Source organism: Desmonostoc vinosum (assembly GCF_059505385.1).
The window spans coordinates 14,816-29,463 of sequence record NZ_JCACKM010000008.1 but is presented as its reverse complement, the minus strand read 5'-3'; the positions used below and the strand labels follow the sequence as shown (position 1 = coordinate 29,463).

The following is a 14,648-nucleotide window of genomic DNA, read 5'->3' as shown; positions in this document are numbered from 1 at the left end:
GGTTATACATCAATAGATAGGGCATTTAGTGAGTGTAAATAAAGTACTGATCGCTAAGTGGGTTTATCAAAAAATGTTTAGTTTATTGCTAGAATATGCCGACCCAAGTTGTTCAAGACCAATCTTTAATGAATGCTTCTTCAGCTTTTACTCAATTTTGGGAAAATGTGGGTGCGATCGCCGGCCCTTACTGGTATCCGACAAAATCAGAAAACAGAGCATTTTCAGACGTGATTCGCGCGTGGTTAACGCTGATTTTTCTGATTTTATTAATCATCGCACTTGTCGGTATAACTGCTTTTAATAGTTTTGTAAATCGGCGTTTGATCGATGTCATCATTCAAGAAAAAGATTATTCTCAGTTCGTCAATACATTATTAGTTTATGCCGTTGGACTTGTCATAGTAACGCTATTGTCAGGATTTACTAAAGATGTCAGAAAAAAAATTGCTCTTGATTGGTACAAATGGCTAAATAATCAAGTTTTAGATAAATATTTCCATAATCGTGCCTATTATAAAATCAATTTTAAATCCAATGTCGATAACCCAGATCAACGGATAGCTCAAGAAGTCGAACCTATTACCAGCAATGCTCTCTCGTTTTCAGCCACTTTCCTAGAAAAAGTGCTAGAAATGGGGACTTTTTTGGTAATTGTTTGGTCAATATCTCAACAAATTGCAATTCCTCTACTTATTTATACAATCATAGGTAATATTATTGCTATTTATATAACTCAAGAACTGAATAAGATTAATCAAGAGGAATTAGAATCTAAAGCCGACTATACATATTGTCTAACTCATGTTCGTAATCACGCTGAATCGATAGCTTTTTTTCAGGGAGAAAAACAGGAGTTAAATATAATTCAGCGCCGCTTTAATAAGCTGATTCAAGATACTAAACGTAAAATAGATTGGGAAAGAGGTAAGGAAATTTTTGCTAGAGGATATCGATCTATTATCCAAATATTTCCTTTTTTAATACTCGGCCCTCTATATATGAGAGGTGAAATTGATTATGGACAAGTTGAACAATCTGCTTTAGCTAGCTATATGTTTGCTAGTGCTTTAGGAGATTTAATCGGTGAATTTGGCACCTCTGGACGATTTTCCAGTTATGTTGAGCGTTTAACTGAGTTTTCCGATGCGTTAGAAAAAGTGATTCAACAACCAGAGAATGTCAGCACCATTAAAACAGTAGAAGAAAATCATCTCGCTTTTGAAAATGTCACTTTACAAACGCCTAACTATGAACAGGTGATCGTTGAAGATTTATCACTATCAGTTCAAAGAGGAGAAGGTTTATTAATTATTGGGCCGAGTGGTCGAGGAAAAAGTTCTTTGTTGAGAGCGATCGCCGGTTTATGGAATGCGGGTACTGGTCGTCTGATACGACCGCCTCTAGAAGAAGTTTTATTTTTACCGCAACGTCCTTATATAATCTTAGGAACTTTGCGCGAACAGTTGCTCTATCCTAATACAAATCGTCGAATGACAGATGCACAACTCGAAGATGTATTGCAACAAGTAAATCTACAAAACTTGCTCAGTCGAGTCGATGGTTTCGATACAGAAGTTCCTTGGGAAAATATCTTGTCATTAGGAGAACAACAACGCTTAGCTTTTGCTCGGTTATTAGTTACTCATCCTGGGTTCACTATCTTAGATGAAGCAACTAGCGCTTTAGATTTGCAAAATGAAGGAAATTTATATCAACAGTTACAAGAAACGCAAACAACATTTATCAGCGTTGGACATAGGGAGAGCCTATTTAATTATCATCAATGGGTTCTGGAACTTTCACAAGATTCTAGTTGGCAACTTGCAACCGTAGAAGATTATCGATCGCAAAAAGCAAAACAAATCGTCACCGATCCTCCTGAAAATGTTCAGACCACAATAGATGACCTTCCTACTGATGAGTCCCGAAGTCAATCAGGAATATTAACAGAAGTAGCCACAGGTGAAGGACTTTCTCATAAGGAAATGCAGTTATTAACAGACTCTCCCGTTAACACTATTAGAAGTAAGGCAAGCCTTGGCAAGTTGATCACTGGCAAGGACGGCTTTGTTTACCGCTATGATAAAGACCCCAAGGTGTTGAAATGGGTTAGAGTTTAATTGGGGACTGGGTAAGAGAAAATTCTCATGATTCACCTCGACCGTTGCCGCGCTGCTGGCCTAGCAGGTATTCCCAGATACGACGGATTTCAGCTTGGTTTTCCTGGATGATGGTGCGATCGCTTTCGGCGTTTTGGATCGAGTGCATCAGGATGTCTATAAGGCTGTGGATTTCTTCAGTATTTTGGCGGACTGTTTCTTGTAAGGAGAGTTGGTTGGTAGTGAGGGTTTCGAGTATGCGTTCGATGCGGTCTAGGCGATCGCTTTTTTCTTGGTCTGACATTACTAGCATTGCTAACCTTGTCAACTATTATCGGGTAAAGAATAGATTTGTTGCATAGATCTTTTTTTTGCCGGGCTACGCCCCGCTTCTCTACGAGACGCTTCGCGAACGCGAACGCTAACACGCAAAGGCAAGGCAGCGCGGTCTTGGGGAGCCGCAGCCGTGGGCGGGTTTCCCGACTTGAGGAACTACTGCGTTGTTCTGGTCGAGAGAGTTGTAGCAAGTGGCGTGGTTTCATGAGCAACTGCCGCGCAAAGAAAGAAACTATAATTGGACTTTTGCAAGAAGTCTAATGCAAAAGCCCCCTTCAAGCTAACCACTCGAAGGGGGATGGGAAAATTTTAATTTTATTCAGGCATTTTTGAAAAAACTTACAGTTGACCAATTGCCAAAGTTATGAAAGCTAAAATTGCACCAATGATATAAAACACTGCAACTACTTGTAATTCTGACCAACCAGTCAACTCCAAATGATGGTGTAGAGGTGCCATTTTTAATAAGCGCTTACCTTTACCATCGGGGCCTTTGGTGGCTTTATAATAACTAACCTGCGCCATGACAGAAAGGGTTTCTACAAAGAAGATACCGCTGAGAATAAACAGCGCTACTAAGCTGTTCGTCAACAGCGCTACAGCAGCTAAAGCGCCTCCCAATGCCAGAGAACCTGTATCCCCCATGAACACACGGGCTGGGTTACGGTTATGGGCTAAGAAGCCTAAGCAACTACCACTTAATGCTGCACAAAAAACCATCAAACCAGGGGCAGTAGGAGCAATTAAAGCACCTAAAGCGAGTAAAGCGATCGCTACTGTTCCAGAAGCCAAGCCATCGATGCCATCAGTTAAATTAGTAGCATTACTCTCTGCAACTAAAACAAATCCTGCTAGGGGCCAAAACAGCAAGCCTAATGGTAGTGAAAAGCTCACCCAAGGCAAAGCAATACTTGTAATATCAGAGGGTTGATTAAACATCAGCCACAGACAAAACACCGCTGCAAAACTGATTTGCAAAGCCAGTTTCATCTTGGGAGATATGCCTTTGTTCGACTTGCGGCGTAGGATCTGCCAATCATCAATCCAGCCAATCAAACCATAACTTAGTGTCAAAGCAGAAACGGCAAGCACTTCTTGGGCAAAGCCAGACAAAAAGCAAGCAGCTACCACCGCCACGGGTACGAAAAATATACCCCCCATTGTTGGCGTCCCTGCTTTTTTAAGATGGGCTTGGGGACCATCTTCGCGGATGATTTGTCCAGTTTTGAGGGCTTGCAGTAGGGGTATTACCCAATGGCCCATAACACCTGCACCCACCGCGCACAATAGTAGCGGTAGGGTAAGTGACATTCCTTGCCAGGGCAACCTATTCCCCATCCAATCAAAAATTAATGCTGCTACGCTTAGTCCTGTGACTAAGCCAGAAGCCAATCCAATTCCAGAAATATTTGATCCTTGGTTAGGAGATAATTTAGCGTCCACGGAAGTTTCCCTTCACTCCACACTACAAAATTCAATCCCAGGAACTAGGAATATTACCCAATTCCTAAATCTCAGAGGCTAATCCTCTTCTATTGCTACATCGTCATCGTCATCCAAATCATAGTCGCCAATTCCATCTTCCACACCCATTAGCGACTCTATTTCTTCTTCATCATCCAGAAAATCTGGTTCGTGAACGTCACGCGCGATGATTCGACCGTTGGCTTGCAACCAGTCTAATAGTGAGGACTCTTGCTTTAATGGAATTACAGCTGCTCGCTGATTGCGGGGTGCTTCACGTAATGGAGAATTTATCATATCGACCAACAAGACACGAAAAGGTTTACGTAACTTGACATTAAGAGTCTATCACTTGATACGGGATAATTTAGTTATTCATTCAAGTGGTGGATTAATAAATCCGCACTAGGGCAGAAATTTTTATTTAATGGTCGTAGGGTCTACGAAAAGGGATTATTAGTAATTTATATGACTCTACACATAGGCTCTGAATATTCTGTTTGTATTGATGAAAATTGAATCATTATTTTAGAGGTGACAAGCGATGATCACAAAAGCGGCTCTTATGGATGCGATCGCTGGCACAAATCGTGGTTTACTGGCAACTGAGCCACAGAAGCAGGCTATCTTAGCAGCGATCGCCACTTTAGAAGACCTGAATCCAACACCGCGTCCAGTAGAGGCTAGCGATTTGCTCAATGGCAACTGGCGTTTACTTTATACCACGAGCAAGGCACTTTTGAACCTAGATCGTATACCTTTATGTAAACTTGGTCAGATTTACCAGTGTATTCGCACAGAAACTTCCAGCGTTTACAACATAGCTGAAATTTATGGCTTACCTTATCTCGAAGGATTAGTTAGCGTTGCTGCTAAATTTGAGCCAGTTTCAGAGCGTCGCGTCCAAGTAAAATTTCAGCGCTCTATTATCGGTTTACAACGATTAATAGATTACACTTCCCCATCAATCTTCATCCAACAAATCGAAGCTGGTAAAAAATTTCCAGCATTTGATTTCGGCATCAGTAGTGACAGACAACAAGGTTGGCTAGACATTGCTTATATAGATAACGATTTGCGGATTGGCAGAGGTAACGAGGGGAGCGTATTTGTATTAAACAAAGTATAAGTTTGTGCAATAACACCATTTGCAAACGAGGGTAAGCGATTGTTTGATTCTTGTCAAGGGGGAAATTTGGGAAGTTTGGGGACTGGGGATTGGGGATTGGGGACTGGGAAGATGAGGAGACGCGGGGACGCGGAGAACAATTAATGACAATTCCCAATTCCCGTGGCTGAGCGAAGTCGTTCGCGGAGCGTCTCCGACAGGAGAAGCCCAATTCCCAATTCTCCAAACAGTCAAATAACTTAACAAACCAACTGCAAACAACCTTGAAGTTGTAGAGTGAAATCAATTAGCCCTATTTATTGGCGATTGATAACTAAAAGGGAAGATAATCATGGTTCAACGTGGTTCTAAAGTACGTATTCTCCGCCCAGAATCTTACTGGTTTCAGGATGTAGGAACTGTGGCTTCGATTGACCAAGGTGGCGTCATCAAATACCCAGTGATTGTCCGGTTTGAGAAGGTCAATTACTCTGGTATCAACACCAATAACTTTGCTCAGGATGAGTTAGTAGAGGTGGAAGCGCCTAAAGCGAAGGCGAAAAAGTAAGCAGCAAAGCCTTTTGGGGATTATTTGATGGGATGATAGAAGAATCTGTATTTCTTTTATATAGATCCCTAAGATCTCCACAATATTAAATTGCTTGCTGATTAGTTTAAATGCCTGAACTGCCTGAAGTCGAAACAGTCCGGCGGGGTCTAAATCAATTGACCCTTGACCAAAAAATAACGGGTGGAGATGTGTTACTTCAACGAACCATCGCCTACCCGTTTTCTGTCGGTGAGTTTATAGATGGAATTAAAGGAAGTGCCATTACATCTTGGCATCGTCGCGGTAAATATCTCCTAGCTGAACTCACCCCCTCATCCCCCTCATCCCCCTCATCCCTCCCTACCACTTGGCTAGGGGTGCATCTGCGAATGACCGGTCAACTATTATGGTTGCATCGAGATGAACCATTACATAAGCACACACGAGTCAGGTTATTCTTTGGGGATCAGCAAGAATTGCGCTTTGTTGACCAACGCACCTTTGGTCAAATGTGGTGGGTTCCTGTGAGTCTTGCAGTAGAAAGTATTATTACTGGTTTAGCAAAACTAGCAGTAGACCCGTTTTCACCAGAATTCACAGTTAAATATTTAACAGACAAACTCCAAAACCGCCGCCGTCCCATAAAGACTGCGTTATTAGATCAGTCAGTGGTAGCGGGATTAGGCAATATCTATGCCGATGAAGCACTATTTAAGAGTGGAATTTTACCCGAAACCCTTTGTGCAAATTTGCAGCTAGAGCAAATTGAACGTTTGCGAGTTGCGATCGCTCAAGTGTTAGAAACTAGTATTGCGGCTGGTGGTACAACTTTTAGTAATTTTCTCAATGTCAAGGGAGTTAACGGCAACTATGGTGGTGTAGCCTTAGTTTACAACCGCGCCGGAGAACCCTGTCGAATTTGCAGTAATTTAATACAGCGAACCAAGTTAGCTGGAAGATCCAGTCATTTTTGTCCCCAGTGTCAAATTTAAAGGGGAGTAGGCAAGAGGACGTGGGGACGCGGGGACGCAAAAAAGAAAATTCTCCCTCATCTCCCGCTCACTGAGCGAAGTCGTACCCTGCGGGAAGCAAGCTACGCGCAGCGTCTCCGACAGGAGAAGTGCATCCTCCTCATGCCCCGGTTACAAGCTAAAATCCTGTATAAAACAATTTACAAAATTGAGAGGAACTCATGGCAGTTAAAAGAGGGGATATAGTTCGCGCTGTCCGCGAGAAACTGGAAAACAGTGTAGAAGCAAAGGCTAGTGATTCTCGTTTTCCTTCCTACTTGTTTGAAACCAAGGGCGAAATTGTGGAAATCAAAGGTGATTACGCCCTTGTTAAGTTTGGGAAAGTCCCAACACCGAATATTTGGTTACGCTTAGATCAACTAGAAGAATTTAGCTAAGTACGGAACAGTTATTATTTTTGTCTGCATACGCTGGATGACATAACTAATGTAAACTTCTGATTTATGCAGAATATATTGCTTTAATCCAGCTTTATGCAAGCAACTTTGTTGACTAACGTGATTTTACCCCTATCCTTAGCTATTATCATGCTGGGAATGGGTTTATCTTTGCAGGTAAAAGATTTTCAACGCGTTACTAAGTATCCAAAAGCAGTCTCGGTTGGCTTGGTAAGCCAGTTAATAGTTTTACCAATCATTAGCTTTTTCATTGTTAAAACCGTACCCATGCAGCCTGCGATCGCAGTAGGACTCATTATCGTCGCCTTATGTCCTGGAGGCGTATCATCAAATATGGTGACGTATTTAGCTCGTGGTGATGTGGCGTTGTCAGTTACTCTCACGGTGTTGAGTAGTATCATCACCATATTTACTATTCCCATATTTGCGAACCTAGCACTACAACATTTTTTGGGACAAAGTGCAGCGATCGCATTACCCATTGGTTCGACAATGTTACAGATATTCCTAATTACAATGGTGCCGATTGCTTTAGGGATGTATATACGCTACTTATTGCCGGATACGGCTTTGCGTTTAGAAAAAGTAACTAATCGCCTAGCGATCGCTCTACTTGCGGTTATTATTCTGCTAATCTTGATTCGAGAGTGGAATCGCCTGCCAGAATTCATTTTGCAAGTGGGTATAGGGGTGGTGATGTTGAATGTGATCTCAATCTTGGCAGGATTGTTTATCAGCAAACTATTCCAACTCAATATTCCCCAGCAAATATGTATTGCCATAGAAGTTGGGATTCAAAATGGTACACTAGCGATCGCCATCACGGCTGGACTGCTGAATAATCCAGATATGGCGGTTCCTGGCGCTATCTATGGCTTATTTATGTATTTCACTGGCTTTGCGATGATTAGCTATGGCAGAAAGTTATCTGCTACTAATTCCATCAGTCAGATTAATTAATTACGAATTACGAATTAATTAACAGTATTGTTGTGGACGCCAAAATACCTGCAAAAAAGTGTACTGAGTTCTTGATTTAGATAGCATTAATATAGTAGCGATCGCACTCTACACCAGATTATGTCTTCTTCCTCAGATTCTCCTATTGTGTGCAACTTACCCCGTGTGACGATTATCGGTGCGGGTAGAGTTGGTAGTACTCTCGCCCAACGCATTGCGGAAAAAAACCTCGCTGATGTGGTGTTGCTAGATATTATTCCGGGAATGCCCCAAGGGTTAGCGTTGGATTTGGTTGAAGCTAGGGGAATTGAATTACATAATCGCCAGATTATCGGCACAAATAACTATGCTGATACATTTGGTTCGCAAATTGTGGTAATTACTGCTGGAATTCCGCGCAAACCTGGTATGAGTCGAGATGACTTGCTGAAAACCAATGCCAAGATTGTGGTGGAGGCGGCCAAAAGTGCGATCGCTCACTCTCCCAATGCTATTTTTATAGTCGTTACTAATCCTTTGGATGTGATGACTTATTTAGCTTGGCAGGCGACTAGTTTACCACGCGATCGCATTATGGGCATGGCTGGCGTGTTGGATTCTGCCCGGTTTGAAACTTTTATTGCTTTGGAATTAGGCGTATTACCTGCGGATGTCAAAGCGATGGTTTTGGGTAGCCATGGTGATTTAATGGTTCCTTTAGCCCGTTATGCCACTGTCAATGGTGTGCCGGTTACAGAATTGTTGGATGCAGCTACTGTTGAACGTTTGGTAGAAAGAACTCGTAATGGTGGTGCAGAAATTGTGGAATTGATGCAGACAGGCGGCGCATTTTTTGCACCTGCTTCTGCTACATCGGTGATGGTGGAATCGATTTTGTTGAATCAGTCGCGGTTGTTACCTGTGGCGACATATTTGCAAGGTGAATACGGTTTGGAAGATGTGGTGATTGGTGTTCCTTGTAATTTGGGATGTGGTGGAATTGCTAGGGTTTTGGAGTTAGGTTTGACTGATGGGGAAAGAGAGGCTTTGCATACTTCGGCGCAGTCTGTGCGGGAGAATATTGTGAGGGCGCAGGAAATTTTGGCTGGTGGTTGATCACGCAGAGGCGCAGAGGCGCGGAGAATGAGAGTTTGAGAGGGTTAAATTATTTATCTCTAGATGGATTTTTGTTGAAGTTACTGGGTCTCAAAGGCTATAGGGTTTAGTTTATATACAGGCTTAATTGTTTGTAATCGCTTTTAGTTGTGCGATCGCATCCGTAAATTTTGGGGCGATCTGCTTAACCTCTACCAGCAAAATTATACCATGCCAGAAATTACTCCCGAACAGAAATCGGCTCAAAGACTACAAGAAGAATCTGCTGTTGAAAAACCAAAAGAACTTACACCTGAACAACCAAAAGCAGCTGCTTTGGAACGACGAGATGCAAGGCGTAGAAGAGTTCAAAAAATTCTCGCTTATGTGGGTTTCCCTAGCTCTGGTGTTGGTATTGTAGCAACTATTAATTTTATCAAAAATGGTCAATGGATAGAAGCATTAGGAACAGCAACTTTAACTTTCATAGTGCTACTTTTAGCTATTGGTGGTAAGTTTGTTAAAGATATTATCAACCTAGTACTAGACAAAGTTGAGGAAAGGTTAGAACAAAGTTCAGATAAATTAGCCGATTGGATTGTTAATCAACTTGAAACTTTGATAGTAGGTATATGGTGGCGATTAACTTCTCCATTTCAACGTGAATATTATCGGAGGTTAATTTATATCTGTCGAGACTATCTAACACAGGGACTAGATAAAGATAAAAATTTAAAATTACAGCAAGTATTTATACCGCTTAAGATTATCGCTAAAGATGCTGCTAACGTCTATCCAGAAATGATGCCGCAGGTCAAAGAAGCTGATAACTCAAAGCAAAAACAAATTTGGGATTTTCTAGCAGCTAAGGAACGCAACAACAAGCCAACATATCCTCGTATAGCAGTGTTAGGGGCACCAGGATCTGGTAAAACCACACTTTTGAGATATTTAACTCTCATTTATGCAAAAAGACAAGAAAGAAAACTACATCCGAAAGCACCACGATTAATTCCCGTGTTATTGTATCTCAAAGATATACGTTTAGAAATTGTTAATAATAAACCATCTTTGGCAGAGTTAGTTACAGAAAAAGTCAAGCAGCAACAAAAAATTAAACCTCTAGTTCCACCTCCCAAATGGTTTGAGGAAAAATTACTTCAAAACAAATGTTTAGTAATGCTGGATGGTTTGGATGAGGTTGCAGATGAAACCCAGCGTCAACAGCTTAGTCGTTGGGTAGATGAACAAATGGAAGCATACCCAGACACGACTTTTATTTTAACTTCTCGACCATTTGGCTATAAAACTGCACGGCTACAACAAGAAGTAACAGTTTTAGAAGTGCAACCTTTCAATCTCAAACAAATGCAACAGTTTATTCATAACTGGTATTTGGAAACGGAGATCATGAGTAGTGCTGGAGAAAAAGATTTAGGAGTATGTGAACAAGCAACACAGCAAGCTGATGATTTAATTAAACGAATTAGAAATAGTAATCCACTCACAGCAATGGCCGTTAATCCTTTATTGCTGACGATGATTGCCACAGTCCACCGTCGCGGTAGTGCCTTACCTGGAAAACGAGTTGAGCTTTACAAAGAAATTTGTCAAGTTTTATTAGAAAAGCGACAAAGAGCTAAGGCTATTGATGATCCGCTAATAGCTACTCAAAAGCAAGCTGTTTTACAAGTATTAGCATTAGGATTAATGCTAAAGAACACTCGTGAATTCAAGTTGTCTGAAGGAGTTGCTCGAATCAAGGGTAAATTAGTGACTGTGGCTGGCAATGATGCTAATCCTGAAGAGTTTATCAAGCAAATTCGTGACGTTAGCGGGTTGTTAGTAGCAAAAGATATAGATATTTATGAATTTGCTCATTTGAGTTTTCAGGAATATTTAGCAGCAGTTCAAATTAAAGAATGTAATTTAGATAATTTCTTAACTAAAAACATTAATAATTCTTGGTGGGCTGAAGTTATCCGTCTTTATGCTGCTCAAAGTAATCCTAGCCATTTAATTCGTCAAATTTTAGCCATATCATCTCCATTAGTTGAAACTGTAGCACTCGCCTATGATTGCTTGGAAGAGGGCTTAGGTGTAGATTCAGACGTTCGGCAACAACTGCAAAGACAGTTAGATACAGATTTAGAAAGTGAACTTAGCAATGAGAGATTTAACTTAGCAGCTAATGTATCACTATACAGGCAACTCAAGAACTTAAGACAGATTGATGATGGTGTTGCAATTGATATGAGCTTTATCACTTGTGCAGAATATCAACTGTTTATTGATGAGAAGTTGAAAGCAGGTGAACATTACCAACCGGATCATTGGAAAACCTATAGATTTCAGCATGGAGATGCTAATAAACCAGTTACTGGGGTGAGAGCTAGTGATGCAGAGGCGTTTTGTAAATGGTTAACTCAGCAGCATTCAGCATTGGGATTTAGGTATAGGCTACCTACCTTGATTGAAGTTGAGGAGCATCCAGTTACTGAAAAGCAAGTAGGATGCTGGTGCAGGGACGAAGAACAGCTAGTACTTGCAGGAATAGAAACACTATATAAACAAAATTGGCGACAGCAATTAGCTGAGGTTTTGGTTTTTTCCAACGACCTTCACCTACACTTCAACGGTGTCCTCAACCGCGACCTTTACCGCAACCTCGACCTTTACTGCGACTTCGACCTCAATCTTGATCGCAGTCTCAATCTCGACTATGAGCGCGATCGCGATCGCAACCTCTACTACAACCTCCACCACGACCTCAACCGTGTCCTCAACCACGACCTTAACCGCGTCACCTACCGCGACCTCTACCGCGACCTCTACCGCGACCTTAAACACGACCTCAACCGCATCCTTAATCGTGTTTTCTACCACGACCACGACCTAGACCGTGACCTCGACCTCGACCGTGTTTTCTGCTACGACCTTGACTTCAACCACGACCGCGACCTCGACCGCGACCTCGACCGCGACCTTGACCGGGATCACTTCCTCAACCACGACCTCGACCACGACCTCTACCGCCACCTCTACCAAAAAATTAATTCAGGAAAAGCTAGTGATTTTTTACTTTTGTACTTTCCTTTAATTTTCTTGATTTTGATCTTTGATTTTACTTCAGCCCTTTATTTGGCAGTAACGAAGAACAAAGAAGCATTAAAAAAACTCAATTTAAATCGTGAACAATGTGAGATTTTCAGTGAAAAGTATGCCGAAATGAGAAATAATATTTTTCAATATTATGTATGGTTAGTGTTGCTAGATGAGAGACAAGCAGGACAAATGCCAGCGTGGGAAGGTATCAGGATTATCAGAGAAAAAGTTGATCAACAGACGTAATTTGTTATTGAGATTTAGTTTAAAAAGTTAATAGGGTGCGTCAGTACAAATAATTTCTCGGTAAGTCAAGGGTTTCTCGAACTGACGCACCCTACATATTAGACCTCTTGCAAAAGTCGGATACTCGCCAGAAAATAAATTTTCTGGCTGATAACTCAAGTCGGTTTCAACCGACTAATAACAGTATTTTTAGTCCGTTGAAACGGACTTTTGCTATTAGGCAGAGACTTGAGTCTCTGACGGTTCAAGTATTTTTGCAAGAAGTCTATTGGATATTTTTTGAAGTTCCTAAAGGTGCGATCGCCTTCCCTCTTCCCAGAACTTACCAAATGTTATGCAAAGACGCGCCATAGCACGTCTTTACAGTATCAATGGCAACTAGCGCTCGTACTCATCAGCGGGATCGCCGTAGGGGTCTTCGCTGGCTGGGGTGACATTACCGTAATATTGATCAGCAGGGTCGCCGTAGGGGTCTTCGCTGGCTGGAGTGACATTACCGTAATATTGATCAGCAGGGTCGCCGTAGGGGTCTTCGCTGGCTGGAGTAACCTCGCGATCGCGATAATCGGTATCCTGTTCATATTCCTCGTCGTTTGGCCCACCGAGAAATTCTTTGGCTTTGCGGAAAAAGTTGTCCACCATAATTTCTCTCCTATTCTCTAGTCTTTTTCTGTTGAGCTAAAATGCTGGGGCTTCCTGTGGCGCAACGTCCCTTAAATCGCGCCCAGTGGTACGCCCGTTATAACCTTGGAAATCTTGATACTGTCGCGCTTGCGACTCTGGAACTTGGATTCCTCCAGGTGGTGGTGTCACCCAGTTAACACGACCTTGGCTATCGCGGTAGTATACACGCCCATTCTTGGAAAGATAGTACTTGCCTTTTGCCCCCGCTCCTTTGGCATTTTTTTGCCTTTGGTAGAGGTAATAAAGAGCGGCTGCTCCTGCTAAAACTGCTACTTTTTGCCCTGTTGTCAATCCCTTTTTGGCTTGGGGTTGCTTAGTGGGGGGAGGATAATTCACATTTCTGCCAGCGGTATTGTCAACAGGTGGCGGCGCAGTTGTTCGAGAATCACCGCCACAGCTACTAAGCAGTGGGAGTGATAGCAATGCAGAGAGAAATACTGCCGTTGGTAATGAAGCTTTTTTGGGCTTTATGTATGTTATGTTCATCCGATTTCCTCATCACTCTGCGCTTAAGTAAATGTTGTGTTTTTATCACTAACTCCCAAAATTGAAAGAACGTTTACCGTTCATTTACAACACCACAGGTAAACCATTTGGTTGAAATGATGATGAAGTTTTTTCACTATTCCATCTTGCCTTTGAGAGAGGTATATTCATCCCAAAGAGGTATGCGGTTAATTAGGTAATATTTTTTATTGTGATATTTGCTGAGTTGTTAATTAATGGGGTGTTGAGTGTAGCGATCGCATTTCCACAGCAAATAATTTAATTTTGATATCGCGCTTATCCTAAAGTTAATATTCCAGCCTGATAATTTACTATCAAAGGCAGAATTTTCAACCACTGTGAACCTAACAATATTTCATTTATTTCATCCCCTGCAAAAACAGGAATCTCATACTCTTGTTCATCCAATAACACTTTACCTAAATAAATATCAAATCTTGCTTCTCCTTGTGCAGTTTGCAGAGGTTCATCTCCGATGTAGGTCCAGTTTAGACCATCTAAATCCTGTTTATTAATTGCCATAAATCCTGTAAAGCCGCTATCTAACATGGTATCCACAGGTAAATTTAATCCATTACTAGTAATCAAACTAATTTCAAAATATAGCTGCCCATTACTATCAAATGTACCCTGAATCATATTGTGCCAGTGGTTCCTGTCTCATTCAGACAAAAAACACAATGACGAGTATTTGGGTATTTCTCAATAGCTTTTTTATGAGCTTGCATATTATCTTCATCAATGAAGTAATCGCCACTATCCGGTTCTACTGCGATATACCAACCATAGTGATCCTCAATCCAATCAGGACACACCCGCTCAAATATTGCGCGACAACGCCGATAGAATACTTCATCTTCTGCTTTGCGTCTAGCAAGTTCTTCTGATGATAAAGTGCGTTCTGGAAATATCCTTCCCCTGCGAACTGATTGCTTTGGTGTTAATTGAGTCATATTTTTAACCTTAATTTTTACTGCTGCTCTCACTTTATTTTACGGTGAGATAAACTAATATAGGTCAGTTAAGCATTTCTTTCTTCTCTCTGCGTTGCGTTAGTTGTTATAACTGGGGAAACCCCCGCAA

At 41.6% G+C, this 14,648-nt stretch carries 16 protein-coding genes; 9 read left to right on the top strand and 7 right to left on the bottom strand.

The annotated features are described in order from the left end of the window. Window positions 1-95: 95 nt before the first annotated feature. Window positions 96-2,123 carry an ABC transporter ATP-binding protein/permease gene (locus AC5JMF_RS00920; RefSeq protein WP_495793840.1) on the top strand — a complete coding sequence of 676 codons (2,028 nt, stop codon included), beginning with the start codon at window positions 96-98 and terminating at the stop codon, window positions 2,121-2,123. A 25-nt stretch (window positions 2,124-2,148) separates the two neighbouring features. On the opposite strand, the gene AC5JMF_RS00915 is transcribed toward AC5JMF_RS00920, so the two are convergent. The 3 genes from AC5JMF_RS00915 to AC5JMF_RS00905 all read right to left on the bottom strand — a co-directional run bounded on the left by AC5JMF_RS00915 (window position 2,149) and on the right by AC5JMF_RS00905 (window position 4,199). Beyond that, on the bottom strand, window positions 2,149-2,406 hold the full coding sequence (locus tag AC5JMF_RS00915; protein WP_495793839.1) for a hypothetical protein: 258 nt from the start codon (window positions 2,404-2,406) through the stop codon (window positions 2,149-2,151). A 371-nt stretch (window positions 2,407-2,777) separates the two neighbouring features. After that, window positions 2,778-3,881, bottom strand: coding sequence for a phospho-N-acetylmuramoyl-pentapeptide-transferase (mraY, locus tag AC5JMF_RS00910; RefSeq protein ID WP_495793838.1), 1,104 nt, complete (start codon window positions 3,879-3,881; stop codon window positions 2,778-2,780). A gap of 78 nt (window positions 3,882-3,959) precedes the next feature. Beyond that, the gene (locus AC5JMF_RS00905; RefSeq protein ID WP_495793837.1) at window positions 3,960-4,199 is read right to left on the bottom strand and encodes a DUF3134 domain-containing protein; all 240 of its coding nucleotides are present in this window, start codon (window positions 4,197-4,199) and stop codon (window positions 3,960-3,962) included. Between the two features lie 247 nt (window positions 4,200-4,446). Between AC5JMF_RS00905 and AC5JMF_RS00900 the strand changes: the two genes are divergently transcribed. The 8 genes from AC5JMF_RS00900 (at window position 4,447) to AC5JMF_RS00865 (ending at window position 12,727) form a co-directional block, all read left to right on the top strand. Then, a complete protein-coding gene (locus AC5JMF_RS00900) occupies window positions 4,447-5,031 on the top strand; it encodes a PAP/fibrillin family protein (RefSeq protein ID WP_495793836.1) in 585 nt (194 codons plus the stop codon). 331 nt (window positions 5,032-5,362) lie between these two features. Then, complete coding sequence (locus tag AC5JMF_RS00895; protein ID WP_495793835.1) at window positions 5,363-5,578, top strand: photosystem I reaction center subunit IV; 216 nt, start codon at window positions 5,363-5,365, stop codon at window positions 5,576-5,578. Window positions 5,579-5,688: 110 nt separating this feature from the next. Next, window positions 5,689-6,552, top strand: a complete 864-nt coding sequence (locus AC5JMF_RS00890; RefSeq protein ID WP_495793834.1) for a DNA-formamidopyrimidine glycosylase — start codon at window positions 5,689-5,691, stop codon at window positions 6,550-6,552. A 200-nt stretch (window positions 6,553-6,752) separates the two neighbouring features. Beyond that, the gene (locus AC5JMF_RS00885) at window positions 6,753-6,968 is read left to right on the top strand and encodes an NAD(P)H-quinone oxidoreductase subunit O (protein ID WP_495793833.1); all 216 of its coding nucleotides are present in this window, start codon (window positions 6,753-6,755) and stop codon (window positions 6,966-6,968) included. Between the two features lie 96 nt (window positions 6,969-7,064). Further along, window positions 7,065-7,949, top strand: coding sequence for a bile acid:sodium symporter family protein (locus tag AC5JMF_RS00880; protein ID WP_495793832.1), 885 nt, complete (start codon window positions 7,065-7,067; stop codon window positions 7,947-7,949). 120 nt (window positions 7,950-8,069) lie between these two features. Then, window positions 8,070-9,044, top strand: coding sequence for a malate dehydrogenase (gene mdh, locus AC5JMF_RS00875; protein ID WP_495793831.1), 975 nt, complete (start codon window positions 8,070-8,072; stop codon window positions 9,042-9,044). 210 nt (window positions 9,045-9,254) lie between these two features. Beyond that, window positions 9,255-12,374 (top strand): NACHT domain-containing protein, encoded by a 3,120-nt coding sequence (locus tag AC5JMF_RS00870; RefSeq protein ID WP_495793830.1) that lies wholly within the window; start codon window positions 9,255-9,257, stop codon window positions 12,372-12,374. Between the two features lie 107 nt (window positions 12,375-12,481). Further along, a complete protein-coding gene (locus AC5JMF_RS00865) occupies window positions 12,482-12,727 on the top strand; it encodes a hypothetical protein (RefSeq protein ID WP_495793829.1) in 246 nt (81 codons plus the stop codon). Window positions 12,728-12,752: 25 nt separating this feature from the next. On the opposite strand, the gene AC5JMF_RS00860 is transcribed toward AC5JMF_RS00865, so the two are convergent. The 4 genes from AC5JMF_RS00860 to AC5JMF_RS00845 form a co-directional block, all read right to left on the bottom strand. Further along, a complete protein-coding gene (locus tag AC5JMF_RS00860) occupies window positions 12,753-13,016 on the bottom strand; it encodes a translation initiation factor (protein ID WP_495793828.1) in 264 nt (87 codons plus the stop codon). A gap of 36 nt (window positions 13,017-13,052) precedes the next feature. Further along, window positions 13,053-13,544, bottom strand: a complete 492-nt coding sequence (locus AC5JMF_RS00855) for a hypothetical protein (RefSeq protein ID WP_495793827.1) — start codon at window positions 13,542-13,544, stop codon at window positions 13,053-13,055. Between the two features lie 297 nt (window positions 13,545-13,841). After that, window positions 13,842-14,204 carry an aspartyl protease gene (locus tag AC5JMF_RS00850; RefSeq protein WP_495793826.1) on the bottom strand — a complete coding sequence of 121 codons (363 nt, stop codon included), beginning with the start codon at window positions 14,202-14,204 and terminating at the stop codon, window positions 13,842-13,844. Beyond that, window positions 14,201-14,518: a hypothetical protein gene (locus tag AC5JMF_RS00845; protein WP_495793825.1), complete on the bottom strand. Its 318-nt coding sequence runs from the start codon at window positions 14,516-14,518 to the stop codon at window positions 14,201-14,203. Before AC5JMF_RS00845 ends, AC5JMF_RS00850 begins: the two co-directional genes overlap by 4 nt. Window positions 14,519-14,648: the final 130 nt, after the last annotated feature.

What these genes read in the sequence shown, in the direction of transcription:
- AC5JMF_RS00920 (WP_495793840.1), top strand. Translation starts at nt 96, where the DNA reads ATGCCGACCCAAGTTGTTCAAGACCAATCTTTAATGAATGCTTCTTCA.
- AC5JMF_RS00915 (WP_495793839.1), bottom strand. Translation starts at nt 2,406, where the DNA reads ATGTCAGACCAAGAAAAAAGCGATCGCCTAGACCGCATCGAACGCATA.
- AC5JMF_RS00905 (WP_495793837.1), bottom strand. Translation starts at nt 4,199, where the DNA reads ATGATAAATTCTCCATTACGTGAAGCACCCCGCAATCAGCGAGCAGCT.
- AC5JMF_RS00900 (WP_495793836.1), top strand. Translation starts at nt 4,447, where the DNA reads ATGATCACAAAAGCGGCTCTTATGGATGCGATCGCTGGCACAAATCGT.
- AC5JMF_RS00895 (WP_495793835.1), top strand. Translation starts at nt 5,363, where the DNA reads ATGGTTCAACGTGGTTCTAAAGTACGTATTCTCCGCCCAGAATCTTAC.
- AC5JMF_RS00890 (WP_495793834.1), top strand. Translation starts at nt 5,689, where the DNA reads ATGCCTGAACTGCCTGAAGTCGAAACAGTCCGGCGGGGTCTAAATCAA.
- AC5JMF_RS00885 (WP_495793833.1), top strand. Translation starts at nt 6,753, where the DNA reads ATGGCAGTTAAAAGAGGGGATATAGTTCGCGCTGTCCGCGAGAAACTG.
- AC5JMF_RS00880 (WP_495793832.1), top strand. Translation starts at nt 7,065, where the DNA reads ATGCAAGCAACTTTGTTGACTAACGTGATTTTACCCCTATCCTTAGCT.
- mdh (WP_495793831.1), top strand. Translation starts at nt 8,070, where the DNA reads ATGTCTTCTTCCTCAGATTCTCCTATTGTGTGCAACTTACCCCGTGTG.
- AC5JMF_RS00870 (WP_495793830.1), top strand. Translation starts at nt 9,255, where the DNA reads ATGCCAGAAATTACTCCCGAACAGAAATCGGCTCAAAGACTACAAGAA.
- AC5JMF_RS00860 (WP_495793828.1), bottom strand. Translation starts at nt 13,016, where the DNA reads ATGGTGGACAACTTTTTCCGCAAAGCCAAAGAATTTCTCGGTGGGCCA.
- AC5JMF_RS00855 (WP_495793827.1), bottom strand. Translation starts at nt 13,544, where the DNA reads ATGAACATAACATACATAAAGCCCAAAAAAGCTTCATTACCAACGGCA.
- AC5JMF_RS00850 (WP_495793826.1), bottom strand. Translation starts at nt 14,204, where the DNA reads ATGATTCAGGGTACATTTGATAGTAATGGGCAGCTATATTTTGAAATT.
- AC5JMF_RS00845 (WP_495793825.1), bottom strand. Translation starts at nt 14,518, where the DNA reads ATGACTCAATTAACACCAAAGCAATCAGTTCGCAGGGGAAGGATATTT.